This window comes from Tsukamurella sp. USMM236 (assembly GCF_037148755.1).
GTDB lineage: Bacteria > Actinomycetota > Actinomycetes > Mycobacteriales > Mycobacteriaceae > Tsukamurella.
Genome location: NZ_JBBCSS010000009.1, coordinates 1 through 26,534, shown reverse-complemented (window position 1 = coordinate 26,534; position 26,534 = coordinate 1). Strand labels below are relative to the sequence as shown.

The window sequence follows — 26,534 nt, the reverse complement described above, 5'->3', positions numbered from 1 at the left end:
CTCGAGTCAGGGGCGGGGAAGGGTCAGGGTGACGCGGGCGGCACCGTCGGTACCGGCCACCTGCAGGGCGTTCGACAGGAGCGTGCTGAGATCGATCTGGGGCACCGTGCGATTGAGCGCCGAGAAGATCGAGATGAACGGCCCGCCGGTGGTGGCGAGCGCGGGTAACAGCTCGTCCAGGTACGGCTTGAGCCGCCTGAGGAAGGGGTCGACGGTGTTCACGAACGGGTCCGGCGCGTTGAGCGTCAACACCATCCGCTGCACGGCCTGCACCGCACTGAGCACCACGTTCCCGGTGTTCTCGAACTCGGCGCCCAGGCGCTGCACGGCGTTCGCGGTCCAGTCCAGATCCGCCGAGTAGACCTGCGTGTTGGCGAACATGCTGCGGATCGCCGGCATCCGGCTGAGCACCGTCGAACTGAGCAACTGGCCCGCCCGGCTGAGCGTGGTCAGGTCGTCCTCGCGGCCCGACGTGGCCTGCCACGCCGTCTCGACGATCCCACCGAGAGCTCCCGCGTCGGCCGTGCGGTTCAGCGCGGCGAGCGCCTGGAAGACGTCGCTCACGGACCGCGATTGGGTGACCGCGGTCGCCGGGATCTCCGCGCCGGACGCGAAGACGGCGCCGCCGGAGGAGCGGGGCGCGAACTCCACGTAGGGCTCGCTGAGAGCGCTGAGCTGCTCGACCGACAGGGCCGAGTCGACGGGGATGCGGTAGTCCGACGGGTAGCGGAGCGCGATCCGCACCCCGTCGGTCGACGGCTCGACGGCGGTGACGTCGCCGATCCGGACGCCGCGCAGCAGGATCGGCGAGCCGGTCGCCAGCTGTCCGGTGTGCGCGAGCTTGAGGGACAGCGTCGTGTACGTCACGCCCGGCCGCAGCCCCATGTACCCGACGAGGAGGATGAACAGCCCGACGAGGAGGACGACGGTGAAGGTGACCGCATTGGCGAGGAGTTCCTTCTTCATCGCACCGCCCCGATCATGCGCATCGCGCGGAGCGCCTGCTCCGCCTTCTCCGCGGTGGGTACCGCGGGCCCGTCGGAGACCTTCACGACGTTCACCTTGGGGCCGTGCTCGACCCACGGGATGATGGTGTCCCGAAACAGGTTCCGCAGGTTGATGAGGTTGTCCGGACGGGTGGCGCCCACCGGCCGGTCGAGGAGCAGCAGCGGGCTGACGACCTGGGTGAAGAGGGCGGCGAGGTCACGGATGCCGGGGGTCAGCGGTGCGGCGTTCTTCAGCAGTGGCGCCAGCGAGGCGTAGACCTCGGTCACGCGGGCGGTCTCGGAGATGATGCCCCAGCGGCGGAGGCCCTCGGGCGCGAGGTACTCGCTGAGCATCGCGTGCTCGGCCGCGAGCGATCCGGTGACCCCGACGACGGAGCGGAGCGCGGTGTCGAGCGAGCTCGTGTCGTTGGCCCAGGCCATGATCGTGGACGCCAGGTTGTCGGTGATCTTGCGGGTGCGTGCCGGATCGTCGGGGAAGGCTCCGTCGATCCGCTGGATCGTGTTGCCCAGCTGCGAGACTCCGCCGCTGCCGAGGAAGCCCGACAGGCTGGTCATGAGGTCCTCGATGTGATCCGGCGGGCGGCTCTGCGCGAGGGGGATGAGCCCGCCCGCGCGCAGCGGTTGCGCGGTCGAGGTGGGCGCCGAGACGAGGGCGATGTAGACATCGCCGAGGAGCGTGTCCTGCCGCAGTTCGGCGGTGGTGTCCGTGGGGATGGTGGCCGGCTCGCTGATGTTCAGGGTCGCGACGGCGCGGTCGCCGTCGAGCCGAACCGATTCCATCCGGCCCACGGAGCGGCCGTTGAACCGGACCTGCGCCTGGTCGGGGAGGTTGAGGGCGTTGGAGAACTCCACGCGCAACGGCCATCCCGAGGTGGACCAGGTGGTCGGATCGGGCAACGTCGACGGGCTCGCCCGGAGCACACCGACGACGCCGAGTCCGAGGACGACCAGCAGGAGAAGGCCGCGGGTGATGCGGCTGCGCAGTGTGGGGCGGTTCATCGGGCGGCTCCCGTCCCGCGGAGGATGGCCGAGATCAGGTCGACATCGATGTGGCCGGGGTCGACGACCTTGCACTGGCCCGGTGCGATCCGGTTGACGTTCGCACAGGTCAGTTCCGGGTTGCGGGCGACCATCTTCGTCGGCGGCGGGGTGAAGACGATCTTGAGGCCGAGGGTGCGCTGGTCGAAGGAGACGTTGAAGGCGTCGATCAGCGGCGGGAGGAAGCCGAGGAGATCGCCCCAGTTCTTGACGCCGGCGCTGACCAGCCGCGACGCCGGAATGACGGTGTCCAGGATCGGCCAGAGATTGTGGCCGTAGTGGGAGATCAGGTCGCGCAGCAGCTTCCCGAGCGGGATCAGGGCCTCGGCGAGGGTCTCGGTCGTCTTCGCGGTCGGCACGATGATGTCGGCGAGGCCGTCGGGGGTGGTCAGGAGGAGCTGCTTGAGCGGGTTCCAGTTCGCGGTCATGCCGCCGGTGAGGGAGGAGAGCGAGTCGATGCTGCGGCCCACGTCGCCGATACCCGGCCCCGGATCGTCGAGCAGCGCGGCGAGGCTCTCGATGACACCGTTGACGTCGGGCCCGGTGCCGTCGACGGCCGCCGCGAGCGAGGTGAGCGAATCCTGAACCTGCTTGGTCTGCTCGGGGCCGCCGCCGGTGGTGAGCTTGGCGGCCGCGTCGCCGAGGGAGCTGAGGCTGCGGCTCAGGGACTGCGGGGTCTTGGTGTCCGTCAGGCACGTCCCCGCCTGCAGCGCGGGGCCCTTGCGGGCATCGTCGATGAGCGCGAGCTGTCGGGAGGCGATCAGCGAGGCGGCGACGGTGACCGCGCCGGTGCCGGAGCTGACGGCCTGGTCGGCGTCGACGTCGAACTCCACTCGGGCCGCGGCGTTCTCGGGGCTCACCGCGGTGACCCTCCCGATCGGAACGCCGAGCCGGGTCACCGGGTTGCCGACGTAGAGCCCGATCGCGTCGGGCATCAGCGCGCAGTACCGCGTCTGCGCCTTCTCGGGAGTCTGCGCGACGTACAGCGCGCCGGCGATGATCGACCCGACCACCGTGATCGCGATCGCGGTGACCAACCATTTCGAGCCCAGGATCTTGGAGATCATCAGCACGGTGCCCCTTCCAGCGGGATGCAGTACTGGGACGAGATCGTGGGGACGGAGCCGTCGAAGACGATGGTGCCGTCCGGTTTCACCGAGGACTGGATCCGCCCCAGCAGGGCCATCGCGTCGTCGATCATCTTCTGGTACTTGGTGAGCAGTGCGCCGATCTGGCCCGACATGAGGTTGAACTGGGCCTCCATCGAGGCGAGGTTCTCCTGGTAGAAGTTCGCCGGCGGAATGATCCGCTTGAGCACGAGATCGAGCGAACTCATGAAGCGCTTGTACCCGGCGACGTTCAGGCGCGCGGTGGAGAAGTAGATGTTCATGTCGCGCATCACCTGGGTGAGGACGTCGCCGTTGCGGTCGATGGCGGCGGAGTACTCGGACAGCGTCTGCACGAAGCCGCCGACCTCGTCCTTCTGCGTCGAGATGCTCTGCACCACGCCCTGCAGGGTGGACAGCAGCTCCTTCATCTGCCCGGAGTTGCCGCTCGTCGCCCGCTGGATCTGGGCGAGCGACTCGCGCAACGGCGTCGGGTCGATCGCGCGGATCTTCGGATCGGCCTGCTGGAAGGTCTCCACCAGGCTGTACGGGATTCGCACGCGGGCCGGCGGGATCGCCGTAGCGCCCAACGAGGAGGTGCCGATCGAGTCGATGTCGACGAAGTACCCGCCGACGCCGGTCAGCATCTTCACCGCCACCCGGGACTGATCGCCGATGTGCACCTTCTTCTTGATCCGCAGGCCCACGTTCACGTGGCCGCCCTCCAGTGCCACCCCCGCGACGGAACCTACGGAGACGCCGGCCACGCGGACGTCGTCGCCCGGGCGGACCATGCCCGCTTCGGGGAAGTTCGCGGTGTAGGTGGTGGTGCCGATCGGACGGACCGCGAGCACCGAGCTGGCGATCATCAGCACGAGCGCGAACGCCACCCCGAGGACGCCGAAGGTGAGCTGCCGCTTCTTCGAACTCGGCTGCGCCCAGGCCTCCTCGATGCCGGAGGCGAGCTTCGTCGCGATGCCGTAGCCGTCGCGCAGCAGGTTCACGGGCAGGTTCAGCGCTTGCACAGCGTCACCTTCGATCCGCGGAGGAAGACGAGGACGCCGGCCGGTAGCTGGGCCTCGCCGCGGCTGCAGCCGGTGTCCCCGCCGGCGGAGGGGACCTGCTGCTGGGTCAGGTTCGCGAACAGTCCGGGGAGCAGCGCGGCGAGGTCCACGAGGCTCTGCAGGCGCGGTAGTTCGGGGCGGGCGAGCTCGAGGAGCGAGCTGCCGGCGGGCTGCAGGCCCGCGCCGCGCAGGAGCGAGTCCGCGGCCGAAATCAGTTCGGCGCCCTGATCGGACAGGATCTTCGTCGACGGCGCCGCGTTCCGCATCACCTCGCCGATGCCCTTCAGATAGCCGATCACGGTGGGCAGGGAGCCGGACCTCCCGCCGAGGCTGTCGTTGATCGTCTTCAGGTTGCGCACCAGGGTCTGGAGGAGCGCGGAGCGGTCATTGGTGAACCGGCTCAGCGTCTGCAGCGCGTCGAGCAGCGGCCCCAGGCCGGAACCGTCGCCTTCGACGACGGCCGCGATCGACTGCGCGAGATGGTTGATCTGCTCGGGCTGCATCGCGGCGAGGACCGGCTGCAGGCCGTTGAAGATCGTCGTGACGTCGAACGAGGGCACCGTCCGGTCGGTCCCGATCGTCGACTTCGGGTTGACGGTGCCGGCCTGCGCGTCGCTCGGCGAAAGGTCCAGATACCGCAGGCCGGTGAGGTTCTGGAATCGGATCGACAGCGTGGTGGCGGTGGTGATCCGCTGGTCGCGGTTGACTGTGAACGCGACCCGCGCCAGCGAGCCGCGCGTCGCGTCGTCCTGATCGAGCGTGACATCGCTGACCTTGCCCACCTGCACCCCGAGCAGCCGGACGTCGTCGCCGGAACGGAGACCGGAGGCGTTGGTGAACATGGCCGTGTACGGCGACTGTGCGGCCTGCGCGGGTCGCGTGAGCGCGCGGACGGTGAACGCCCCGCCCACGGCGATGAGGACGACGAAGATGAGCAGCAGGGTTCCGGGATTGCGGGCGGTGCGCACGTCAGCGGCCCCTCGTCGTGGTCGGCGCGGTCGTGGTCGGTGCGACGCCGGTGGTGGCGGTCGCCGTCGCACCGGGCGATGGTTTCGGCGCGGGAGTGACCTTCGGCGGGGCGGGCCTGCCGGGCGGGGTCACGGAGAACTGGGGTACGGGCGGCAACAGCGACGCGATCGCGGGGAACTGCTGGAACGTGACGTCGAGATTCAGGACCGGACCGGATCCGTTGTCCGGCATGGACCGCCGGATCCGCTCGATGAGCTCCTCGAGCTGGCGGCCGTTGCGCGCGGCGTCGGGGAAACTCGTGACCGCCCGGGTGGCGAGCTCGCGGACGGGCACCAGGACCTCGGTGAGCGCGGCGACGTTGGGCGCGCTGAGCAGAGCCGTGAGTGCGGGTGAGAAGTCGTGGGAGATGGCGTCGATCGTGCCCTTCTGCCGCTCCGGGTAGCCGGGGGTGTCCGGACCCGACCAGGACCAGAGCGCGCGCAGACCGGGCAGCATCCGCTTGACCGACGAGTCCAGTGCGCTGAGCGTCGACGCGATCGTCGGCAGTGTCTCGGACGTCGGGATCCGCTGCGTATCGGCGTTCGCCTCCGCGATCGCGCCGACCGCGCCGAGGAAGGGCAGGAACTGCCGCGTCGTGGTGTCCAACTGGGCGATGAGCTCGGCCATGTGCGGGCGGAAGCTCTCGCGCTCCATCGTGCTGAGGGACCGGAGCAGCGACGCCATGGTGCCGTCGTCGGGGGCCGAGAGCGGCTCCCAGGAGGCGCCCGAGGTGAGGGCGCGGCCACCCCGGCCCGGGGTGAGCGCGACGACCGTGATGCCGAACATGTTGCCCGGCGCGAAGGCGACCTTGACGGCGTCGGTCACCAGATCGTCGGCGGCGCCGTTGAACCGCATGGCGACACCGAGGCGGCCGGCGCCGCGGTCGACGATGTCGGTGACCTCGCCGACGCGGAGTCCGTCCATCTCCACGGCGGTACCCGGCCCGACGCCGGGAGCGACGTTGCGCACCACCAGGGTCAGGGTCTTCGGCGGCGTGGTCATGATCGCGCGGACCGCCCAGATCGTGGTGGCGGCCAGGACCACCACGAGGACCGCGGCGATGCCGCGGCGCAGCAGCACGGGGCCGGGCGTCATCATGCCCGTCACCGGCGAGGGCCATCGCGTCGTCACGTCGTCACCCCCGGAAGACCAGTTCGCTGCTGGCACCCCAGATGCCCAGGGTCATCAGCATGTCGAGCACCACGATGGCCACCATCGAGGCGCGGACGGCGCGCCCGGACGCGACGCCCACGCCCTCGGGCCCGCCGGCGGCGAAGAAGCCCTGGTAGCAGTGGATGAGGATCACGGCACAGATGAAGACCACGACCTTGGCGATGGAGGCGATGAGGTCGGAGGGCGAGAGGAACTGCTGGAAGTAGTGCTCGTAGGTGCCCGCCGCGTCGCCCTGGGCCAGCGTGACGATCGTGCTGCTGGCGAAGAAGCTCACGATGATCGCGATGAGGAAGATCGGCACGATCGCGACCACGCCGGCGATCATGCGGGTGCTGACCACGAAGGAGATCGAGCGGAGGCCGAGCGCCTCCAGCGCGTCGATCTCCTCGGTGATCCGCATGGCGCCGATCTCGGCGGTCATGCGGCAGCCGGCCTGGACGGCGAAGCCGGCGGCGGCGAGGATCGGCGCGAACTCGCGGGTGTTGGCCAGCGCCGCGATGACGCCGGTGAGCGGGCCCATGCCCAGCAGGTCGAGGGAGGCGAAGGCCTGGATCGCCACGGTGCCGCCGACCGCGAGGCCCAGGACCACCATCATCAGCGACGTTCCGCCGCCGACGATCACCGCGCCGCGGCCCCAGGTGAGGTCCGTGATGGTGCGGACCGTCTGCTTGGGGTAGTTCCGCAGCGCGTGCGGGATGAGCGTGACCGAGGCGACGACGAAGGACACCATTTGGCCGAGGCGCGCGAGGGCACCGCGCAGCGAATCCGTCAGCCTGCCGAGGGTGCGGAACCCTCTCGGGCGGTAGGGCGCGATCGTCACGGAATCAGCCGACCTCTCGTGCGGGACGGAGAGGGATGTGTGTGAGGTGCGTGGAGGTGCATGTCAGCCCACCCTCATGGGGAAATAGGTCGTGTAGATCTGGGTGAGCGCGAAGTTGAGCACGATGATCCCGACGGTGGAGACCACGACGGTGGTGTTCACGGCGTCGGCGACCCCGCGCGCGCCGCCCTTCGCCTCGAGACCGTGCTGGCAGCCGAGGACGGCGATCATGATCCCGAAGATCACCGCCTTGAACAGTGCGAACCCGAAGTCGCGGGTGGTGGCGTAGGCGCCGAAGCTGAGCCAGTAGCTGCCCGGCGTGACGTCCTGTCCGGCGATGGCCAGGTAGTACGCGGCGCCGATGCCGACGACGGTGATGAAGACGCAGAGCAGCGGCGCGACGAAGGCTGCCGCCAGAATGCGCGGCACCACGAGCCGGCGGACGGGGTCGATGCCCATGACGCGCATGGCGTCGACCTCCTCGCGGATGGTGCGGGAGCCGAGGTCGGCGGCGATCGCGGAGGCGCCGGCGCCGCCCAGCAGCAGCCCGGCCGCCATGGGGGCGGCCTGCTGGATCACCGTGAGGCCGCTCGCGGCGCCCATCAGCGAGCCCGCGCCGATCTGATTGACGATGCTGCCGATCTGGATGGTGACGATGACGCCGAACGGGATGGCCATGAGGAAGGCGGGGATGGCGGTCACGCTCACGAGGAACCAGGCCTGAACGACGATCTCCCGGAATTGGACGCGGCCCCGGAGGAGGTCGGCCACCATGGACACCAGGGAGTGGAGGACGAGTTCGACGGTGCGACCGAGGGTGCGGACCGGGCCGAGCGCGTTGTCGTCGAGATTCCTGCGGAGTGCGTCGAGTGCGCCGGGTCGCGCGGTGGGCGCTTCCTGAGACGATCGCGATGCCATAGCTCACCTCCTTCCTGGCACATGTTAGGGAATGTTCTCTATCTCGGCAGGGTTTTGCGATGATTTTCCGGGCCGACTCGTCAGTCGACTGATTTCGCTGGTGGCAGGGGGTTGGGGTACCCTGGTCCGGTTGCCTTGAGGGCAACGCTCCTGCCGTGGAGAGTCCACGGCCGCATAGTCCATAGGAGGAGGCGAAAAGCCCATGCGTAATTACGAACTGATGGTGATCCTGGATCCGAGCCTGGATGAGCGCACCGTCGCGCCCTCGCTGGAGACCTTCCTGAACGTGGTCCGCAAGGACGGCGGATCGATCGGGAACGTCGACATCTGGGGCAAGCGCCGTCTTGCTTACGAGATCTCGAAGAACGCCGAGGGCATCTACGCGGTGATCGATCTGACCGCCGAGCCGGCGACCGTCAACGAGCTGGATCGTCAGCTCAAGCTGAACGAGTCGGTGCTTCGCACTAAGGTGCTGCGGCAGAACTAGTCGCGCACTAACTACAGGGAGAAGACACCATGGCAGGCGACACGATCATCACGGTCATCGGCAATCTGACGGCGGATCCGGAGCTGCGCTTCACCCCGTCGGGTGCGGCGGTGGCCAACTTCACCGTCGCCTCCACGCCCCGCACGTTCGACCGGAACTCGAATGAGTGGAAGGACGGCGAGGCGCTGTTCCTGCGCTGCAACATCTGGCGTGAGGCGGCGGAGAACGTCGCCGAATCGCTCACGAAGGGCACGCGCGTCATCGTCTCCGGCCGGCTCAAGCAGCGGTCCTACGACGATCGTGACGGCAACAAGCGCACGGTGGTGGAACTCGAGGTCGACGAGATCGGCCCCTCCCTGAGGTATGCGACGGCGAAGCCGACGCGCACGCAGCGCGGCGGTGGCGGCGGCGGTTTCGGTGGCGGCAACCAGGGCGGCGGTGGCGGTTACAGCCAGCCCGCCCAGCAGGCTCCGCGCCAGAACCAGCCCGCAGACGATCCGTGGGGCAGTGCCCCCGCGGCCGGGAGCAGCTTCGGCGGCGGCAACGACGATCCGCCGTTCTGATCCCCGGGATCGAACACTGTGAAGGGCGCAACCGGCTCGCCGGGCGCCCAGTAGACCTCATCAAGGAGTACCAACACCATGGCCGGTAAGGGCAATGGCCGGAAGGTGCGCGTCGAGAAGGCCGTCAAGGCCAAGGCGTGCACGTTCTGCAAGGAGAAGAACACCAAGATCGACTACAAGGACACGACGCTGCTGCGTCGGTTCCTGTCGGAGCGGGGCAAGATCCGCAGCCGTCGCGTGACGGGCAACTGCGTCCAGCACCAGCGCGACATCGCGATCGCCGTCAAGAACGCGCGTGAGGTGGCCCTGCTGCCGTTCACGTCGACGACCCGCTAAGGAGGGGTGAAGAAATGAAGCTCATCCTCACCGCCGACGTCGACAACCTGGGCGCCCCCGGCGACACCGTCGAGGTCAAGGACGGCTACGGCCGTAACTACCTGCTGCCCCGCGGCCTGGCCATCGTCGCCACCCGTGGCGCCGAGAAGCAGGTCGAGGGCATCCGCCGCAGCCAGGAGGCCAAGCGTGTGCGCGGCCTCGATCACGCCAACGAGCTGAAGCAGGCCATCGAGGGCCTGGCGTCCGTCTCGCTGACCGTGAAGACCGCTGAGTCGGGCAAGCTCTTCGGCTCGGTCACCGCTGCCGATGTCGCAGCCGCGCTCAAGTCCGCCGGCGGCCCCGCCGTCGACAAGCGCAGCATCGAGCTGCCGCAGGGTCACATCAAGTCCACGGGCTCGTTCCCCGTGGTCGTGGTGCTGCACCCGGACGTGCGCGCGAAGTTCGCGCTCACCGTCGCCGCGCAGTAGTCGCACAGACGAGAAGAACCCCCATCGCCTCCGGGCGGTGGGGGTTCTTCCGTGTCCGGGTCGGTCAGACGGTGATGGTGCCGACGCAGGGGGTGCTGGTCTGGGTGCCGATCCACTCGCTGCCCGCGCCGGCCTTGATGACCAGGTTGAACGTCACGGCGCCCTTGCCGGTGGTGATGGGCGTCTTGTTCAGGGTGGGCAGGGGGCCGACGCCGTTGAGCTTGGCGCTACCGAACTTGCCGGAGGTGGTGTTGTTCCACGACAGGCTCGCGGACGAGGCGAACTGGCTCAGGACGAGGTCGCGGGCGCCCGCGTTGCCGGTCGCGGAGACCAGGATCTGGCCGGGGGCGCCGACGGTGGCGGTCACCTTCCAGGTCAGCATCTGGCCTCCGACCACGAACATGGGGTTCGCGCTCGTGCAGGTGGCGGACACCGAGGCGGGCTTCGGCTTCGGCTTGGGGGCGGGGGTCGGGGCCGCCCCCGCGGATCCGATGGCGCACGTGGCGACGGCCGCGAGCGCGACCGCGACGCCGGCCGTGCGCGCCGAGATCGTGGAGGTGTTCATCGGGTGGATCCTTCCGCAGTGATTGATGCACCGATCAGAATACGCGGCCACCGGGGCCGGAAGAAGGTGCACCGGTGTTGCGTGACGCGTTCGCGCTGGTAGGGGGCACGGCAGGTGACCGGTCGGTAACAACTGAGGGTGGTTTTCGCAGCCCGACGGTGACCGATTCACTCACGACACGCCCGAATGTCAAGTCGGTGCGACACGCGGAGGAATCTCGATCCACAACGGTACCCACCCTCATTACCCGATATGAACTGGGGCGACGCCGAACGCCCTCCCGAGTTTCCACAAGTTTTCCCCATCGGTCCACACCGGCGTCCCCACCCTGACCGCGCGCCATCCACAATCCACTCACAGATCCATCCACAGCTCCGCTTTGCGGTGTCGAGCGGAGGGCCTAGCGTTCACGTGCGTCGGTCGCGCTCCCGTGCGAGGTTTGCTATTCGAAAACCTGTCAGGGGTCCGCGGTAGACCGATCGCAGTACGGGTGAGTCCTCGCCGCCGCTCGGCGGCCGGGACGCGAGAGAGGTGGGTGCGCGGTGTCGGTCACGGACGAGCAGGAGTTCACTCCGGGGCCCGGGCCCGTGGGTCGTCCGGAGCCCCGGCCCGACGGTCCGCCCGCCGAGGACTTCGGCCGCCAGCCCCCGCAGGACATCGCCGCCGAGCAGTCGGTGCTGGGCGCCATGATGCTCTCCAAGGACGCCATCGCGGACGTCCTCGAGGTCATCAGCCCGGGCGACTTCTACCGTCCCGCGCACCAGTCGGTGTACGACGCGATCCTCGACCTCTACGGCGCGGGGGAGCCCGCGGACGCGGTCACGGTCTCCGCCACGCTCGACCGCAAGGGCGAGCTCAAGCGCGTCGGCGGCGCCCCCTATCTGCACACCCTGATCTCCACCGTGCCCACCGCGGCCAACGCGGGCTACTACGCGGAGATCGTGGCAGAGAAGGCCATCCTGCGGCGCCTCGTCGAGGCCGGGACCCGGATCGTCCAGTACGGCTACTCGGGGTCCGACGGTGCCGACGTGGCCGAGGTCGTGGACCGGGCCCAGGCGGCCGTCTACGACGTCACCGAGCGCAAGGCCTCCGAGGACTACGTGATCCTCGAGGAGCTGCTGCAGCCCACGATGGACGAGATCGACGCCATCGCCTCCCGCGGCGGCGTCAGCATGGGCGTGCCCACGGGCTTCACCGACTTCGACGCGCTCACCAACGGCCTGCACTCCGGCCAGATGATCATCGTCGCCGGCCGTCCCGGTGCGGGTAAGTCGACGATGGCGCTCGACGTGCTGCGGTCCTGCACCATCGAGCACCAGATGCCAGGCGTCCTGTTCAGCCTCGAGATGAGCAAGACCGAGGTGGTCATGCGCCTGCTCTCCGCGGAGGCGCGGATCAAGCTGGCCGACATGCGCTCGGGCAAGATGTCCGACGACGACTGGACCCGCCTCGCGCGCCGCATGTCGGAGATCTCCGAAGCGCCGCTCTTCGTCGACGATTCGCCGAACCTCACGATGATGGAGATCCGCGCGAAGGCCCGCCGGCTCAAGCAGCGGCACGACCTCAAGCTCATCGTCATCGACTACCTGCAGCTGATGACGTCGGGCAAGAAGGTCGAATCCCGTCAGCAGGAGGTCTCGGAGTTCTCCCGGCAGCTCAAGCTGCTCGCGAAGGAGCTCGAAGTCCCGCTCATCGCCGTCGCACAGCTCAACCGTGGTCCCGAGCAGCGCACCGACAAGAAGCCCCAGGTCGCCGACCTCCGTGAGTCCGGCTCGCTCGAGCAGGACGCCGACATGGTCGTCCTGGTGCACCGCCCCGACGCCTACGAGCGTGACGACCCCCGCGCCGGCGAGGCCGACTTCATCCTCGGCAAGCACCGCGCCGGCCCCACCGCGACCGTCACCGTCGCCCACCAGCTGCACTACTCCCGCTTCGTGGACATGGCCAAGGGCTGACAGCGTCCTGCTGTAGGGTCCCAGATTTCGTGGCGGAATCCCAAGATACATGGCGGAGAGTTGGCGGATCCGCCAACTGTTTGGGACACGCCGGGCTGCGTCCCCGCATCGAGCGGGCGGAGGTGGCACCGTCAAGGCATGTCGCCCGGCAGCTCCGCGGGGACCGCGGTAGAAGTTTCGTTCCGCCGCGGTGAGGATCTCTGTGAGCGGACCGTGGAGTGGCACGCGGCCGCAATGGAAGACCTTCGCGCGGCAGCGCCGTGGCGTACATTTCGCTTCACTACTGCCCTCGGAGAACAGTCCCCGCGCCTCCAAACCGACGCCAGCGAAGATCACCGTCAACGGGAACTCGTTGGCGATGTACTTGAAGTGGTTGCTGACCTCGACACCGGAGGTGGACTGCAGCCGCAGGAAGTGCAGATCATCGACGATGAGGATCTTCGTTTCGCATGCCAGCACGCAGTCCAGGGCTCGGTGGGCGAAGTCGGCGGCGTTGCCGCGGCGGCCGCCTGGGTGGGCGTAGAACGCGAGCATCGCCCGGTTGAACTCGCGTAGGCCAGTGTTGCCGGTCAGTCCCACCCGGCACACCGGCCACCGTTCATGGCCTTCCTCGGTCGTAGTGCCGTTCTCGGCTACTTCGCGGCGGTGGAACGCGCGGGCGAAGCTCAATACCGCGGTGGTCTTCCCTAGTCCGGGTACTGCGTCGATCGCAACGGCGCCTTTCGGTTTGTCTCCGTCCTGGGCGTTAGAGTCGATGACATCCCAGAGGTTTTCGTGCACCTCGACGAGCTGTCTGGTCTTGAGGGGCCCGAGGTTCGCGTGCCACTCGCGGCGCTCACGGTCGTAGTCGGTGCGCTCCTTGTCGGTCAGTCTGTCGAGTTCATCGCGGTTCAACGCCTCCGGTGGAACACGTGCGGGGGTGTTGACGAACTTCTGCCACCCTTCCTTTCGGGCGAGGGTCAGATTGTCGAGTGTCGCGGCGGTTTCGGTCATACGTCCTCCAGCGCGTCGGAGTAGAAGTCATCGATGTTTTCCTGGTCGAATCGATCGTCGTCACCTTCCTCGCCGGCGTAGTCGAGACCGCGATCAATCGCGGTGTCCTCTGCTTGCACATCGCTTTCGTCCTGGTCGGGAGCGAGCACGCGGGCGACCGACGGCAGTCGATCCACACGCGCTTCGCCCTGCGGTCGCTGCGACAGTTCGCTCTCGCGTGACATTCTCAACGCAATGCGCCGTTCCACTCGGGTCGAGCCCAGGCCGATGTTCCACCGCTCCAACAAGTCAGCTACCGCAAGGCGGTCGTTGGGGAATCGGTACTTCGATGCTGCTAGCTTCCTTGCGTAGAGCAGTGCATCCTCGCTGAACGGCATATCGATCGACGGTGCGTGCTCCCACACCAATGTGTGCCAGGTCCGCTCATCTGGGCGCCGGAAGTACACCTTGGTGATGTCGTCGGGATCGCAGTGGATCGGCCATCGTCCCTTGGCCTCGCCGGTGAACCGGCTCGCGAGGTTACGGTAGCCGTTGAGCCCGTCTCCGTTGTAGCGGCGGCCTCCGATCTCGACACCGTAGTGAAGAATCTTCCGCCATACCGGCTTGAGGAACTCGAATGCCAGGTCCGGATCGCGAGGCGCCTCAATGTATCCGGCGCGAGAAACACCGTGCTCGAACATCGCGGCGGGCGACATACGTAAGCCCGGAACTCGCGGGTCGAGCAGGCTCGAATGCTGGCGGTGGTGGTAGACCTGCGCAACCCACTCGCGGATGATGCTTTCGAGCTCGTCGATGTAGAAGAACGCTCCGCCCTCAGGATCCTCGCCGCGGGAGTGGACATCAGGTCCCTTGTACCCCGGCAAGGCCTGGAGGAGATCTTCACGAATAGTACGAAAGAACCGCTCAACTGGCCCTTTGTCACGGCCGGTTCGGAGCCGAGCTGGCTGCACCGAAATCCCGAAGCGCTGGCACACGCTCATCACGTGGTTCGAGAGGTAGACCTTGCCGTGATCCACCACCAGCGTCTCAGGGACAATCGCTGGTCCAGCGGCCGCATCCGCTGGCCGCTCCGCAGTCACATCCACAAGTACCGACCGCGGTACTCCGTGAGCTGGCCACACCGCGTACTCCGGCCAGTCCGCGCCGGCCGGACGTGGGTTGAAGACCTCGTACATCACGGTCGCTACATCAACCGATTTCGTGGAAACCGGGGTCAGTCGCAACCCGGTGATGCAGCGGGTGTACCAGTCCATCGCGACGGTCAGTTCCACCTGCACCCACCGCAGCGTCAGAGGATCAAGCCCGAAGACATCGAGCCTGGTTGTGTCCATCAGCATGTACTCGCCAGGCCGAGTTGGACGGAGCTTGCCGTACACGCCATCTGGCCGCTCAGCGATGTCGCGATTTCGCTTGGCAGACAGTCGAAATGTGGGATAGCGCTGTTCCAGATACTCGAGAACACGGAAAGCATTTGTCCGAGACGGGATGGCGACGACCCCTTCTCCGAATCGCGCCAAGACCCGTGCCTCCGCGCGTGCCATCACCATCGTGCGGGAAGGTTTCGACTCGGTGGCGTGCTCAACCATGACTTCGACAGCTGTGTCTAACCACCGCCGATCGACAGACGGGAAGGGATCCGCTTCTCTCGTACGTCGCGCGTCTACCAGGCCTGCGGGCCCTTCAGTGCGGAACTTGGACACCCACCGCTCCACAGATCGCAGGCCGACGCCGAGCTCGCGCGCCTTCGCTGCGTAGCGGTCGGTGAGCGGCCGGTCGACGGCAAACTCCGGCCTGGGCTCTCCCTTGCTCGCAGTCTCCACGCTGCCAGATCTGTAACCGGTAAGAATCTCCCGTACGTGCCCCGCGCGTTCCGTCACCTGCTGAAGCTCCGCCGCGGACAACTCACCGAAGATGACGCCTGCAGGCTCGGTTGCATCAGTGCTTGAGACGCCAGTGCCGGTCGGGAGGACCCGACCCCGGACCGAGGACAGCAGCTCCGCTAGGCCGACTCGCATGTACTGCCCTGCAGCGCTTTTCCCCAGCACATCGACGACGCCCTTAGCCGTGGCGAGCTCCACGATCTCGAACACCTCGCCGTCGTACATGTACCGCCCGCCAACCTCAACCCGCTCAACGCCACTCATAAGACCCCCGAAATCTGAGTTCGACTAGTGATTGCAGCGTCAATGTCGACGTGCAGGCGACGCCGCCATATCAAGTGCAGCACCGCCGCTCGCACGCACGCGTCAGGACGATCGGGCATCCGATCGATGAGATCACCAATCGTCAATCCCACCTGAGCGACCGCCTGAACCGCCTCGCAATGGTCTGGCGCGATTGCATTCTCGCGCCGATAGCCAGCGAGGAATCTGACATTGGAAGCCCTCTGCGGCGGCGGCTCGGTGGCGACCTCGTATCGCCACCCTTTAGCCTCAACGACATCGCGAGTCAAGTTCAAAACCCTTGCGACATCATCGTTATCAAGCCTTCGAGCAGGCTTCACGTCAACGACGACCGGGCCGGAATCAGTATCGAGCAGGAAGTCCGGAACATGCCTCCGCACGACACCATCGACCTCAGCCGCGAGAAGGAAGGGCTGAGCCACGATGCCCCGGACCTGATCGTCGAAGTCTGCGAGCATCAGGTTGGCGAGTTCCAGGCGGGACTCATAGATCACCAGATCGCGGGTAGTGCTCGACCAGTACCAGCCCGAATAGTGTTTCTGCCCCCGGTACGATGCTCTTCTCGCGCAGACCGGCCGGCGTACAACGCGGCTGACAATGGATCCTTTCGGTGTCACCAATGATGCTGGGCGCCGGGCATGGCGTCAGACGCTCAAGGCGATCGAGCAGCGGGTGGTTCTGGCCGAAAAGTATCCGGGCATGATCGCCGACGATCTCTCTGACTACCTGTATGCCCGGTGTACCGGCCAGATCGGCTCACTGATGACCCTGATCAACCGGGGATGTCAGCGCGCGGTCCGGACTGGGTATGAGCGCCTCGACGAGGAGCTGCTCGATCGGGTCAAGATCGACGAGGCATCGGAGAAGGCTCGCGAAGAACTGCGCCTGGCATTCGACAACGGCTGCCTGAGAACTCGCATCGGCAGGGCCGGATGACAGTGCCACGTTCGCTTCCCTTCAGGGTGGCCCCGGTGCCAGGCGAAGCGATCGATTCCTGGCTCGAAGCGATCGCCTTCCGCGCCGACTCAGCGTGGGGAGACCTTCTCGACGCAGTCGACATACCTGCGCCTGCAGGTCTTGGGTACCCGCCCTGGACGATCGCACTCAGCGAGGCCGAAGTAGCCAGCCTGTGTGCCGCCACGGGCAGCGACGTCGAATTTTCGATGATGACCCTCACCCGGTTCGACGGGACCGCGGTGCGCATCGACTCGCAGTCGCGGAGTTTGCGCCGCGAAGTGGCGTGGACCCGCCGCACCGGATCCCGCTTCTGCCCGCACTGCCTCCGAAGCAACGGCGGCCGATGGAAGCTCGAATGGCGACTCGGCTGGGCGTTCGCCTGCACCGAGCATCGTTGTTTGCTGTCCGACGAATGCCCTCGCTGCCATAGAATTCCACGCCGCCGCCCGCTCCCGGGCCACTGCACCCCGATCCCCGGCCGATGTGCATCGCCGGCGCAGGAAGGAGGTATTGGACGGGAGGCCCGACGATGCGGCGCCGATCTCACGGCTGCCGAGGTCCTCGACCTTCCTGGTGCGCACCCCGCTCTTCGGGCACAGGCCCTCATTGATCGAATCATCGACGACGGAGTCGTGCGGTTCGGGGTCTACGCGCGCCTTCCACAGCCTGCGGCATCTGTGCTTGCCGACATTCGCGCCATCGGCGGCCGAGTACTGTCCTACGCCACCGACGAAGAGCTCTTAGCGCGAGTGGGACCCGAACTGGCGGCTGAGTACCGGGCAGTCGATGAACAAGGTGGTGCACGATCCGGACAAGTCCGACAGAGCCGCACGAAGCCGGCCCTCGAAGCGCCAGCGAGAGCCGTCACAGCTGCGATTGGTGTCAGTGCCGCGATCGACGTTCTGCACTGCTCGGACCTCGCAGCCGCAGCTGATCGCCTGCGATGGTTAGTGACCTCGGCCCGGGAGACGGGCCTCAGTGTTCAACCGACGAACATCGGCTGGGGGACGCGAATCTCACCAATCCTGACCGGTGTCCAGCTCGCCGCGCTATCCCCGATGCTCGACCCGTCCGACCAACTTCGCTACCGCACTCACTCCGACCTTCCCGCCTTGGTGACCAGTGGGCGCGCAGAGCTACTAGCGCGTCACACGCCGACGCAATTTTGGGCCGGAATCAGTTTGCCCTTCACGGTCCCGGCGGCGAGGCGCACAATGATGCGCCTGGCATTGTCTGCGGCCGTACAGTTGGTGGGCACTCGGTTGAATCTGACGGCCGCTGGTCAGCAGGTCGGAGGTCACCTGGCTGGCCATGCCCTATCTCGATTCCTACAGATTCTGGAGTCCGATCAACACTGGAGCGATGTGTGCGCGGGTCTGACACGCGTTGCCGATTACGTTGTTGAGCGCGGCGTACCGATCGACTATCAGCGCCGACGGGCACTCGATTGCACCGGTTTGCTTCCGGACGATGAGTGGAGGCAGATCTGCCACCGCACCGGAACGCTGTCACAGGGCGGCTCCGCCCGGGCGGCTGTCGTTCGGGCGTTTCTTCGCGAGGAGCTCACAGGCGTCCCCACGGTTGACGGGTCCGCAGACTTGCTCGCTAAGATGGCCGCGTTTCCCCGCCATCTGACACCCGGCCTTCGGGACGAGCTGATCAACCACGCACGGGTGTTCTTGGACGCCGCGGGCATCGATGAGGAACCAATTGTCTGGGAGCCGCCAATTGAGCTCCTCGCTGGTCTCGACCTCCCTGGCCCGCGACCAGGACTGATCGACCGTGATCGCCTTCGAAAGCTCATCCGAGAACGCGGCCTTCCCATCGGCGCCGCCGCCCGCGACCTCGGCACCACTGGCGAGGCGGTTCGCCTTGAGCTGATCGTCAATCCCCTCCCAGTCGATACCGGCCGCCGGCAGTACGCCAGCGCTCGAACGCAGCTCCCCCCGGAGGCTTTGACCCAGCTCTATCATCACGATCGCCTCACCTTGCGACAGATCGCTAACCGTATTGGAGTCAGTCGTCAGGTGATCCGTCGACTCCTCACCGAATACGAGATCCCGACGATCCCCGCTACCGAGCGCGCGACGATCATCGTCGACCGCGACTGGCTCTACCAGCAATATGTCACCAACAGCAGGGCTCTCCCTGACATAGCCCGAGAACTGGGCATGAGCACGGCGAACCTGGCTCGGTGGGCGAACAAACACGAGATTCCGATGAGACCCCGCGGCGGACCCAGCCACACCGCGGCCCTCGACGCCGCGGCCGCCGCGAAAACGGTACCGCCGATCTTGCGCACAGCTGTTGCGGCCCAGGGCGGGCGCGACCGACTGGAACGAGCGAAAGCAGCATCGCGATTCCCCACGCTGACCGAAGCTGCACACGCGTTAGGAACCAGCCAGGCAACCCTCACGAACCAGTTTCTCCGGCTCGAACGCGAGACCGGCGGAGCTCTGTTCGACCGTGCCGAGCGCAATCGCCCAATGACCCTGACCGCCCACGGACGGAGGGTGATCGCCGCCATTCGAAAGCTGGACGGAACGGCTAGCGAGTCTCCCGGTGGGCAAAGCGGTGCACCAAATTCCTGAACCTGGCCTCTCAGGTGGCGAAGAAGGGGTTCGGAATGCCCTAGCCTCCACGCATGTCCTCGCGTCGGTAGGGCCAGGAACGAACCGCGATTTCACGTCCGGAACCTGTCATGGTGAGGCTCTAGAATAGAGACAGCTGAAGCCCGGCTCGTTTGCCGACGAACCGGGCTCTGCTGAACAACTGAATCACCGCTCCGAGGGTTCGTGCCCTCAATACCGTGACCGTTGCGAATGTCTTTGGATGACGCCTCCGATGGTAGACGGTGTGCGCGGGTTCGCCAAACACCGGAACGGTCGGTGTGGGCGAGCGATGCGGACCTCGGCGTGGTGGCTCATCCACAACGCCTTGAGGAGGCACCGTTGACCAACGACAGTCGCGACTTTGATCGCACTACCGATTCCACCAGCACTACTAGGGCTGGTGGGGCCCGGCCCATTCAGGTCGGACAGCACCGGCTCGAGGGCATGCCGACGGACCTGTTCGTTCAGGTCCCGACGACCTTGATCGACCCGACCCGCGCTCTGATCGCGTCGGAAGGTGTCGGCGCGGTCTACACCGTGCCGTGGCAGTCCCGGAACCACCGCACCGCGGTGGCGAGCACCGCGGCGGATCAGACCCGCAAGAAGTGCCCCGACGCAGCCCTGCTGCTCGACGCGAACCTCTACAGCGGCCGGCAGCGGAAGATGGCGACGGCGGAGCCGACCCGCGACTGGATCACCGTGCAACGTAGCGCGGGCCTGACGTGGGCATTGACCGATTCCGGCTATGTGGCCAAGGGCGACACCGCCGGGCTGCGGACCACCTTGAAGACGGCGGCCCGCTTCGGTGGACAGGTGATCGCGGCGCTGCCGATCGCGAGCTGGTGGCTCTCGCACGCCGCCGATTCGCTCCGGTCTGAGATCAACGCGCACGGCATCCCCGTGGCGTTGATGGTCGAGGACACCGACGACCCGTTCGACCGGACGAACGTCGTGACCGGGCTGGTGCACGTCCTCACGGCAGATGTCCCGGTGCTGCTACTGCGCAGTGACACGGCGGGATTGGGGGCGCTGGCGTACGGCGCCGCGGGCGCGGCGCTGGGTTCGTCGACGACGTACCGGCACATCTACCCCGACATCGGCGGGGGCGGCAGCAGCGGGTCGGTGTCGTTCATCCTCCCGGAGCTGCTGGCGTACACGTCGCTGACCGCGTTCGAGCGGCACTACCTCAAGGACGAGTCCCACGCCGCGTGGTGCTGCGACTGCGCACTCTGCGGTGGGCGGGACCTGACCTGGATCCGCACCGCCGACATCCCGAAGGCAGCAGCGTTCTCCCATTCGGTCTCCGCGGTCGCGATGCTCGGTCGCGGATTGGCCACCGCTATCGCCGCGCACAACGGCCCGCAGGCGTGGACGGCGATGTGCGAGGCCGCCCACGAGAGCAACATCGAGATCGAGCAGCTCACCGGCGGGGACTGGAAACGTAAACGAGCCCTGTCCGCGTGGATCGGCGCTACGCCGGAGCCGGCTGCGGCGTGATCGACACCCCTGTCGCGAGGGCGTGAGCGAAGAGCCGCTCCTCCCAGTACCGCACCGCGACGATCCGCGGCGGATCGGCGACCTTCGATCCCCGCACCAGCAGTTCCTCGCCGGCGTGAGAGGTATGCACGACACTCACGTCGGCGAGGTCCGCCGCCGTCAAGCTCAGCGCCGTGGGGCGCCGCTCGGTCAGCACCACGGTTTCCCCGAACCCGCGAAGTTCGCTGGCGACGTACAGGGCCCTCTTCCACTGCCCGGTGGCGACGAACCCGACGATGCTCAACGGTGCCGCTGGCGGCGCGCCAGCGCCTTCCGCCGGGCACATCTCCCACAGCTCGAGGACCTGCGCGTCGAGCATCGGTCCCGCCCCGGCCGACATCCGTTCGGCGATGCTCGGCGACCATCGGACCACCGGATACCCGCGAAGCCCCGACAGTTCGGTCCGTGGCAACACCGACACTGAGCGATCGAGGACGAGCTCCGCAGCTGCGACCACGGCCGGGTCGACCAGATCCGCCGGCGCGACGGCAGGGACGTCGAACAGGGGGAGCTGACCCGCCTCTGCGTGGATTGACCGGGTACGTCGCCGCGCCGTCACTGGTCTTCCTCTCCCACGGGCGCGGGCTCCGGCGCGATGACCCGCGACGCGGCGAACAGATGAATGCGGTCCTCCAGGGCCAGGAACGCCACGACGCTCCCAATGTCCAGACCGACCGAGTCGAGGACCGCCGCCGGCAGCGCGATCTGTCGCGACGTCCGCAGCCGCCGCGGACGATCCGGGTTACCTCGTACGGACGGCTTCGTCCCGCGCGGGCCGCGAGTGGGAATGATCTCGACGATCCTCTGGTCGGCGACGACACCGATCCGGACCCACGAAGGCTGCCGCACTCCGGACGCCTTCGCCACCTTCGCTGGGATGGTGATCCGGCGGAAGCTGTCGATCGTCCGGGGACCCGTGGGAAGCATACTGCTGATTTTAGCAGTCAAGGACCGAACAGTCACTGGTACTGCGGATTACAGCGCATGTTCCTCGTGCCGACCGCTGTCCCGCTAAGGCACGGAAGCGCCGTCGTCGAGGGCTTCGAGGACGGCGCGGAGGAACTCAGCCGCAGTGAGGGGGATGCCGCGTTCGCGGAGCTGTTGCTCTAGCTGCTGCTCGATGTGGTCCACGCGTGTCGATCCTGCCGCAGGCGATCGTGCTGGTGCTGTGCCGGGGAGCCTCGCGACGGTGTCGTGCAGCCACTACCTGCGCGCGAGAGGCGCGTTCGCGCTAGCAGCACGTGGCCAGGACGGCCCGGAGCGCTTCAAGGGAGTCAGGTTCGGCCCGGTAGAAGACGTTGATCCCGCGCCGCTCGGAGCTGACGAGGCCGGCCTTCTTGAGCTGGCTCAGGTGGTGACTGACGGTCGCCGACGACAGGCCCACCGTGTCGGCGAGGTCGCCGGTGCTGATTTCGCCTGGACGTGCGGCCATGAGGATCGAGATCAGCTGGATCCGGGCCGGGTCGGCGAGGGCCTTGAGGCGCAGGGCGAGCTCGAGTGCCGCGGCCTCGTCCATCACGCCGGCGGCCAGCGGAGCACAGCAGATCGGGGCGCTGATGTCGACGACGGGGAGCGTCTTGGGCATACGCTTCAATCTACCTACTCGTTGACATATGTCAAAGCGTGGTCTAGAACTGAACGAGCAACAGTTAGATGTATGTCGAAGCCTCGGAGGTTCTCATGTCCCGCGTCCAGCTCGCCCTCAATGTCGATGACCTCGATCAGTCGATCGCGTTCTACACCAAGCTGTTCGGCACGGGCCCGGCGAAGGTCAAGCCCGGTTACGCCAACTTCGCCGTCGCCGACCCGGCGCTCAAGCTGGTCCTGCTGGAGAACCCCGGCCAGGGCGGCAGCATCAACCATCTCGGCGTCGAGGTGGACTCCAGCGACAAGGTGCACGCTGAGATCGCCCGCCTCACCGAGGAGCAGCTGTTCACCGAGGAGGAGATCGGCGCCACCTGTTGCTTCGCCACCCAGGACAAGGTCTGGGTCACCGCCCCCGACGCCGAGCGTTGGGAGGTCTACACCGTCCTCGCTGACGCCGAGACCTTCGACGGCGGACACACTCCGGCGACGACAGCCGAGGACTCCGAAGCGACGCCGGCCGCGTGCTGCACCCCTGCGGCGGCGAACTGCTGCTAGTCCGCCCTCGATCGATGGCCGTCACCGCTTCGGGTGGCGGCCATCGACGCGGTTACCAGAGAGCGCTGGCGCGAAACGCAGTAGCGGGCCGCACTGCGCTGTACCGGCTGGTTCTCGCGGTCGGCGTCCCCCTGGGCGGAGGCTGCGCTGGAGGAGAGGCATCTGCGGTTAGGCGCAGTCGCGTGGGTGGAATCCCTCGATGCGGTCGATCGGGGTAAAGACAGGGCAACCGACTTGGTCGTTTCGGTTGAGGATCACGTTCGATGCCGCCATCACTTCGCAGGCTGCGAGCCCGCGGCTAGCGGCGAGCAGCATGGAAAGCCCGTAGAACGTTGCTGCCGCCGGCGGGGTGAGCGCGAAGAACGCGAAGAAGACCAGCGTGTTAGTGGCCATGGCCCACGCGCCTGTGACCCGCAGTGGTGCCGAATCACGACCCCGAAGTACAACCGCGAGGGTGATCGCGGCAGGGACCAGTGCGACCGCGATGATGAGGTCGATTGTGGAAGGTCCGATGATGATCCCGGCTCCCACGAAAGCGGCACCGATCACTGTCCGGGCGGCGGTGCCCCATCGGCCGATCTCTCTTGTCCTGCGTGCGAGGGGCGATTTCACTGTGTTGGTCATTGGGCGGTTCCTTCGTGCTGATCCGGCGAGCAGCATCCGGCCTGTCGGGCTGTGTCCGGGCTGATGAGCGCTTGTTCAGCGAGAGCTTTCCCGAGGGCGTGCGCGTGGGTGATGTCGAGGAGTTGGTTGCCGGGATTTTCGCGCGTCCACGTTTGGGCATCGTGTGGGGAGGCGAAGAAGTGCACTTGGTTGCAGAACGACGTTCGAAGCGAGCTGAGGTCATCGGGGTCGACGAGCGATAGCACTGCGGTGTCGGGTTCGATGCTGGTCACGGTGTCTGCCGTGACAGAGATTCTGATCGTTTGACCGCTCGCGGGTGAGGTCGACTCGATGGTGGCTGACTGGTTTAGGAGTGTGGGGAAGATCAGGGTGTCGAGTGCGCACCACGTGAACAGTTCGTGACCTGCGACGGTGAACCGATGCGGGGTCGGACGGAGGGTCAGTCCTTGCCCGACTATTTGGTCGCGATCGTCGTATTCGGTGTCGGAAACGGATTGGAGTCGTTCCCGTACATCGGGTTCCGACAGTCCGGCCGCAGCTGCTAAGTCCTCTACGCTGACGGGGTTTCCCTTGGAGAGGAGCCTGAGTAGGGGAACCAGGACTGCCGGATCGAGGCCGGACCCCTCGGGGGTGATGAGTCGATCGAGTGGATTGGTCATTGTCTGGGACTTCGCTTGCGGATCGGTGGAATCAGGAATTAGGAAGCGCAGCAGGAGAGCTGGGCGATGTCGGTGCTGAAGGATTGTGCGGCGATTTTGATGCCCTCGGCCATGGTCAGGTAGGGCGCCCATGTCCGGGCGACCTGCTCGACGGTCATCCTTGCTTCGAGGATGTAGACCCCAGCGGCGGCGATCTCGCCGGCACTATTCGCGACCGCCGAAATTCCGAGGACTCGATGACTATCGGAGTCTGCGATGAGCTTGATGAAGCCTCGGGTATCTCGGTCAACTTGGGCCCGGGGTACGTGAGTGAGCGGAAGAAGCGAGCTCGTGTACCGGATTCCGCTTGCGAGGGCCTGCGTCTCGGTCATACCGACGCTCCCGATTGCCGGACTGGTGAACATCACGCGCGGCAGGTGCGTGTAGTCCAACGACCGCGGGGTCTGTCCGAACATGTTGTCGGCGACCGTTGTGCCTTGCGCGGCTGCGACATAGACGAACTCGGGATGGCCGGTCACATCGCCCGCTGCCCACACACGCGGGTTTGATGTTCTGAGCTGATTCGACACGAGGATCGCGCCGCTGGTGCTCGTGTCGACTCCAACCGTCTCCAGATTCAAACCTCTAGTATTCGGGGTTCTGCCCGTCGCGACGAGCAGCTTCGCCGCACGGAAGTCGCCTTGTCCACCAGGGCTGGAGGCGGTCACGACGACCTCACCCGCCTCGGTGTCGACCGAGGTCGCGGTCGCGAGCTGCACTACCTCGATGTGCTCGTCAGCGAGCGCTTCCAGGAGAGCATCTGCGACGTCAGCATCTTCGGCCGAAGCGATCCTGGACCGCACCAAAACGGTTACCTTCGCCCCCAGTCGCGCGAAGAGTTGCGCCTGCTCGAGCGCGATGAACCCGCCGCCGATCACTAGGAGTGATTCCGGGACTGCGGTCAACTCCATCGCGGTCGTCGACGTCAGGTAGTCGACCAGATTGAGTCCGGGAATCGACGGAATCGACGGTTGGGCCCCTGTTGCCACCAAGTACCGTCGAGCAATTATCGTCTCGGTAGTCCCATCGGGAGCTGTGACCACCAGCGATGGCGCTGCCCGCGTTCCCGCGAACGCGGCCGCACCCTGGACGCGGCGCCAGCCGTACGAGTCCGCAACGGCAACGTACTTCTCTGACCGCATCGACTCTGCCAAGCGCCGTGTCCCCGCCGCCAGGGCGGCCATATCTACCGGCACGGCGGTCGCACCGACCCCCGGGAACCGGCCAGCATCAGAGACCGTGTGCTGTGCCTGCGCCGCGGCGATCAACGCCTTCGACGGCACGCAACCGGTATTCACACAGGTGCCGCCGAAAGTGCCTCGCTCGATCATCACCACGGACTTGCCCATGGCTGTTGCGCGGATCGCCGCCGCCATCGCTGCAGCACCCGAACCAACGATCGCAAGATCAAACTCTTCACTCATGTCACCATCATCAACCCTCCAGTACCCTTGAAGGTCAAGCCCAGAATCCGGACAGGGAGGACCCGATGCGGATCGGAGAACTCGCCCGCAAATCTGGCGCCACGCCATCGACGCTGCGGTACTACGAGGAAGCGGGGCTCCTCCCTGAACCGGGACGTACCGCCGGTGGATACCGCAACTACACCCCCGACGCCATCGGCATCGTGCAATTCATCAAGAGGGGGCAGGCGGCGGCACTCACTCTCGCGCAAGTCAAAAGAATCATCGACATACGCGGCACCGGCCAAGCCCCATGTGATCACGTACGCGACCAGCTAGACAGGTCGATCCACCACCTCGATCAACAGATCGCGGAACTGATCGCACTGCGCGACAACATCACCCACCTACGCCAAGCTGCCGAACACACCGATCCGAAGTCGTGCGCTAGCGAAGATATCTGTCGCTACCTATAACCCAGACACGCTTGTGTCCAACATCGATATCTGTCAATATTGATGTGTGTCGAATTCGATTCCGTTGACCGATGTGACCGTGCGGTGCTCACCGCTGGTCCGTGAGCCTCTGTCGGAGGGGCAGTCCGTCGACCTCGCGGCGGTGTTCAAGGCCCTGGCCGACCCGGTCCGGCTGCGCCTGTTCAGCCTGATCGCCAGCCACGAGGGAGGCGAGGCTTGCGTGTGTGACATCTCGCCGGCGGTGGACGTCTCGCAACCGACGATCTCGCACCACCTCAAGGTCGGGACTGGTGCGCCGACATCGATGACGGCAACAAGCCTGGGATGACGTCGGGGCAGTCGGCGGAGTTGCGGGAGGCCAACAAGCGAATCCGGTTGTTGGAGCAGGAGAATGAGGTCCTGC

The 26,534-nt window shown here is 66.7% G+C and carries 26 protein-coding genes and 3 pseudogenes; 11 read left to right on the top strand and 18 right to left on the bottom strand.

Annotated features, from left to right (window positions below):
• Positions 1–6 precede the first annotated feature (6 nt).
• The 8 genes from WFK95_RS22290 to WFK95_RS22255 all read right to left on the bottom strand — a co-directional run bounded on the left by WFK95_RS22290 (position 7) and on the right by WFK95_RS22255 (position 8,134).
• Positions 7–966, bottom strand: coding sequence for an MlaD family protein (locus WFK95_RS22290; protein ID WP_336672025.1), 960 nt, complete (start codon positions 964–966; stop codon positions 7–9).
• The gene (locus tag WFK95_RS22285; protein WP_336672024.1) at positions 963–2,006 is read right to left on the bottom strand and encodes an MlaD family protein; all 1,044 of its coding nucleotides are present in this window, start codon (positions 2,004–2,006) and stop codon (positions 963–965) included. Before WFK95_RS22285 ends, WFK95_RS22290 begins: the two co-directional genes overlap by 4 nt.
• Complete coding sequence (locus WFK95_RS22280) at positions 2,003–3,112, bottom strand: MlaD family protein (protein ID WP_336672023.1); 1,110 nt, start codon at positions 3,110–3,112, stop codon at positions 2,003–2,005. The genes WFK95_RS22285 and WFK95_RS22280 overlap by 4 nt, the downstream gene beginning before the upstream one ends.
• A complete protein-coding gene (locus tag WFK95_RS22275) occupies positions 3,112–4,176 on the bottom strand; it encodes an MlaD family protein (protein WP_224645567.1) in 1,065 nt (354 codons plus the stop codon). The genes WFK95_RS22280 and WFK95_RS22275 overlap by 1 nt, the downstream gene beginning before the upstream one ends.
• Positions 4,164–5,183: an MlaD family protein gene (locus WFK95_RS22270; RefSeq protein WP_336672022.1), complete on the bottom strand. Its 1,020-nt coding sequence runs from the start codon at positions 5,181–5,183 to the stop codon at positions 4,164–4,166. The genes WFK95_RS22275 and WFK95_RS22270 overlap by 13 nt, the downstream gene beginning before the upstream one ends.
• Position 5,184: 1 nt before the next feature.
• Positions 5,185–6,354 carry an MlaD family protein gene (locus tag WFK95_RS22265; protein ID WP_336672021.1) on the bottom strand — a complete coding sequence of 390 codons (1,170 nt, stop codon included), beginning with the start codon at positions 6,352–6,354 and terminating at the stop codon, positions 5,185–5,187.
• A gap of 4 nt (positions 6,355–6,358) precedes the next feature.
• Positions 6,359–7,216 carry an ABC transporter permease gene (locus tag WFK95_RS22260; protein WP_224645570.1) on the bottom strand — a complete coding sequence of 286 codons (858 nt, stop codon included), beginning with the start codon at positions 7,214–7,216 and terminating at the stop codon, positions 6,359–6,361.
• Between the two features lie 63 nt (positions 7,217–7,279).
• Positions 7,280–8,134 (bottom strand): MlaE family ABC transporter permease, encoded by an 855-nt coding sequence (locus WFK95_RS22255; protein ID WP_224645571.1) that lies wholly within the window; start codon positions 8,132–8,134, stop codon positions 7,280–7,282.
• A 202-nt stretch (positions 8,135–8,336) separates the two neighbouring features.
• On the opposite strand from WFK95_RS22255, the gene rpsF reads away from it, so the two are divergent.
• From rpsF to rplI, 4 genes are all read left to right on the top strand, one after another.
• Positions 8,337–8,621, top strand: a complete 285-nt coding sequence (rpsF, locus tag WFK95_RS22250) for a 30S ribosomal protein S6 (RefSeq protein ID WP_068570214.1) — start codon at positions 8,337–8,339, stop codon at positions 8,619–8,621.
• Positions 8,622–8,650: 29 nt separating this feature from the next.
• Positions 8,651–9,184, top strand: a complete 534-nt coding sequence (locus WFK95_RS22245; RefSeq protein ID WP_224645572.1) for a single-stranded DNA-binding protein — start codon at positions 8,651–8,653, stop codon at positions 9,182–9,184.
• Between the two features lie 78 nt (positions 9,185–9,262).
• On the top strand, positions 9,263–9,520 hold the full coding sequence (rpsR, locus tag WFK95_RS22240; RefSeq protein ID WP_068526176.1) for a 30S ribosomal protein S18: 258 nt from the start codon (positions 9,263–9,265) through the stop codon (positions 9,518–9,520).
• Positions 9,521–9,534: 14 nt separating this feature from the next.
• Positions 9,535–9,987 carry a 50S ribosomal protein L9 gene (gene rplI / locus WFK95_RS22235; protein WP_336672020.1) on the top strand — a complete coding sequence of 151 codons (453 nt, stop codon included), beginning with the start codon at positions 9,535–9,537 and terminating at the stop codon, positions 9,985–9,987.
• A 64-nt stretch (positions 9,988–10,051) separates the two neighbouring features.
• On the opposite strand, the gene WFK95_RS22230 is transcribed toward rplI, so the two are convergent.
• Positions 10,052–10,552 (bottom strand): hypothetical protein, encoded by a 501-nt coding sequence (locus WFK95_RS22230; RefSeq protein WP_224645574.1) that lies wholly within the window; start codon positions 10,550–10,552, stop codon positions 10,052–10,054.
• A 587-nt stretch (positions 10,553–11,139) separates the two neighbouring features.
• Here WFK95_RS22230 and dnaB point away from each other — a divergent pair.
• On the top strand, positions 11,140–12,507 hold the full coding sequence (dnaB, locus tag WFK95_RS22225) for a replicative DNA helicase (protein ID WP_224645676.1): 1,368 nt from the start codon (positions 11,140–11,142) through the stop codon (positions 12,505–12,507).
• A 360-nt stretch (positions 12,508–12,867) separates the two neighbouring features.
• On the opposite strand, the pseudogene WFK95_RS22220 reads toward dnaB, so the two are convergent.
• From WFK95_RS22220 to WFK95_RS22210, 3 genes and pseudogenes are all read right to left on the bottom strand, one after another.
• Positions 12,868–13,500, bottom strand: a pseudogene (locus tag WFK95_RS22220) (AAA family ATPase); the annotation flags it as partial.
• The gene (locus tag WFK95_RS22215; protein WP_336672019.1) at positions 13,497–15,644 is read right to left on the bottom strand and encodes a helix-turn-helix domain-containing protein; all 2,148 of its coding nucleotides are present in this window, start codon (positions 15,642–15,644) and stop codon (positions 13,497–13,499) included. The gene WFK95_RS22215 and the pseudogene WFK95_RS22220, both read right to left, overlap by 4 nt.
• Positions 15,641–16,282 (bottom strand): TnsA-like heteromeric transposase endonuclease subunit, encoded by a 642-nt coding sequence (locus WFK95_RS22210; RefSeq protein WP_336672085.1) that lies wholly within the window; start codon positions 16,280–16,282, stop codon positions 15,641–15,643. Before WFK95_RS22210 ends, WFK95_RS22215 begins: the two co-directional genes overlap by 4 nt.
• Here WFK95_RS22210 and WFK95_RS22205 point away from each other — a divergent pair.
• From WFK95_RS22205 to WFK95_RS22195, 3 genes and pseudogenes are all read left to right on the top strand, one after another.
• Positions 16,236–16,619: pseudogene (locus WFK95_RS22205) on the top strand (ATP-binding protein); the annotation flags it as partial. The gene WFK95_RS22210 and the pseudogene WFK95_RS22205 overlap by 47 nt on opposite strands.
• On the top strand, positions 16,616–19,231 hold the full coding sequence (locus WFK95_RS22200) for a TniQ family protein (protein WP_336672017.1): 2,616 nt from the start codon (positions 16,616–16,618) through the stop codon (positions 19,229–19,231). The pseudogene WFK95_RS22205 and the gene WFK95_RS22200, both read left to right, overlap by 4 nt.
• A 465-nt stretch (positions 19,232–19,696) precedes the next feature.
• Positions 19,697–20,749 (top strand): hypothetical protein, encoded by a 1,053-nt coding sequence (locus WFK95_RS22195; protein WP_068563588.1) that lies wholly within the window; start codon positions 19,697–19,699, stop codon positions 20,747–20,749.
• Here the strand turns inward: WFK95_RS22195 and WFK95_RS22190 are convergent.
• The 3 genes from WFK95_RS22190 to WFK95_RS22180 all read right to left on the bottom strand — a co-directional run bounded on the left by WFK95_RS22190 (position 20,724) and on the right by WFK95_RS22180 (position 22,373).
• Complete coding sequence (locus WFK95_RS22190; RefSeq protein WP_068570220.1) at positions 20,724–21,347, bottom strand: hypothetical protein; 624 nt, start codon at positions 21,345–21,347, stop codon at positions 20,724–20,726. The two genes, WFK95_RS22195 and WFK95_RS22190, sit on opposite strands and share 26 nt — an antisense overlap.
• Positions 21,344–21,715 carry a hypothetical protein gene (locus WFK95_RS22185; protein ID WP_068526168.1) on the bottom strand — a complete coding sequence of 124 codons (372 nt, stop codon included), beginning with the start codon at positions 21,713–21,715 and terminating at the stop codon, positions 21,344–21,346. Before WFK95_RS22185 ends, WFK95_RS22190 begins: the two co-directional genes overlap by 4 nt.
• Before the next feature lie 304 nt (positions 21,716–22,019).
• Positions 22,020–22,373 carry an Rv2640c family ArsR-like transcriptional regulator gene (locus tag WFK95_RS22180; RefSeq protein WP_068526167.1) on the bottom strand — a complete coding sequence of 118 codons (354 nt, stop codon included), beginning with the start codon at positions 22,371–22,373 and terminating at the stop codon, positions 22,020–22,022.
• 95 nt (positions 22,374–22,468) lie between these two features.
• Between WFK95_RS22180 and WFK95_RS22175 the strand changes: the two genes are divergently transcribed.
• Positions 22,469–22,930, top strand: coding sequence for an ArsI/CadI family heavy metal resistance metalloenzyme (locus tag WFK95_RS22175; RefSeq protein ID WP_068526166.1), 462 nt, complete (start codon positions 22,469–22,471; stop codon positions 22,928–22,930).
• A gap of 168 nt (positions 22,931–23,098) precedes the next feature.
• Here WFK95_RS22175 and WFK95_RS22170 read toward each other — a convergent pair whose 3' ends face one another.
• Genes WFK95_RS22170 through merA form a run of 3 tightly spaced genes read right to left on the bottom strand, consistent with a single transcriptional unit; the run spans position 23,099 to position 25,676 of the window.
• Complete coding sequence (locus WFK95_RS22170; protein ID WP_126195754.1) at positions 23,099–23,554, bottom strand: hypothetical protein; 456 nt, start codon at positions 23,552–23,554, stop codon at positions 23,099–23,101.
• The gene (gene merB / locus WFK95_RS22165; protein WP_074850279.1) at positions 23,551–24,213 is read right to left on the bottom strand and encodes an organomercurial lyase MerB; all 663 of its coding nucleotides are present in this window, start codon (positions 24,211–24,213) and stop codon (positions 23,551–23,553) included. The genes WFK95_RS22170 and merB overlap by 4 nt, the downstream gene beginning before the upstream one ends.
• Positions 24,214–24,251: 38 nt before the next feature.
• The gene (gene merA / locus WFK95_RS22160; RefSeq protein WP_068526164.1) at positions 24,252–25,676 is read right to left on the bottom strand and encodes a mercury(II) reductase; all 1,425 of its coding nucleotides are present in this window, start codon (positions 25,674–25,676) and stop codon (positions 24,252–24,254) included.
• 65 nt (positions 25,677–25,741) lie between these two features.
• Here merA and WFK95_RS22155 point away from each other — a divergent pair, with 65 nt between their 5' ends.
• Both WFK95_RS22155 and WFK95_RS22150 read left to right on the top strand, forming a co-directional pair.
• Positions 25,742–26,131, top strand: coding sequence for a heavy metal-responsive transcriptional regulator (locus WFK95_RS22155; RefSeq protein WP_068526163.1), 390 nt, complete (start codon positions 25,742–25,744; stop codon positions 26,129–26,131).
• Positions 26,132–26,177: 46 nt separating this feature from the next.
• Positions 26,178–26,414, top strand: a pseudogene (locus tag WFK95_RS22150) (metalloregulator ArsR/SmtB family transcription factor); the annotation flags it as partial.
• Positions 26,415–26,534: the final 120 nt, after the last annotated feature.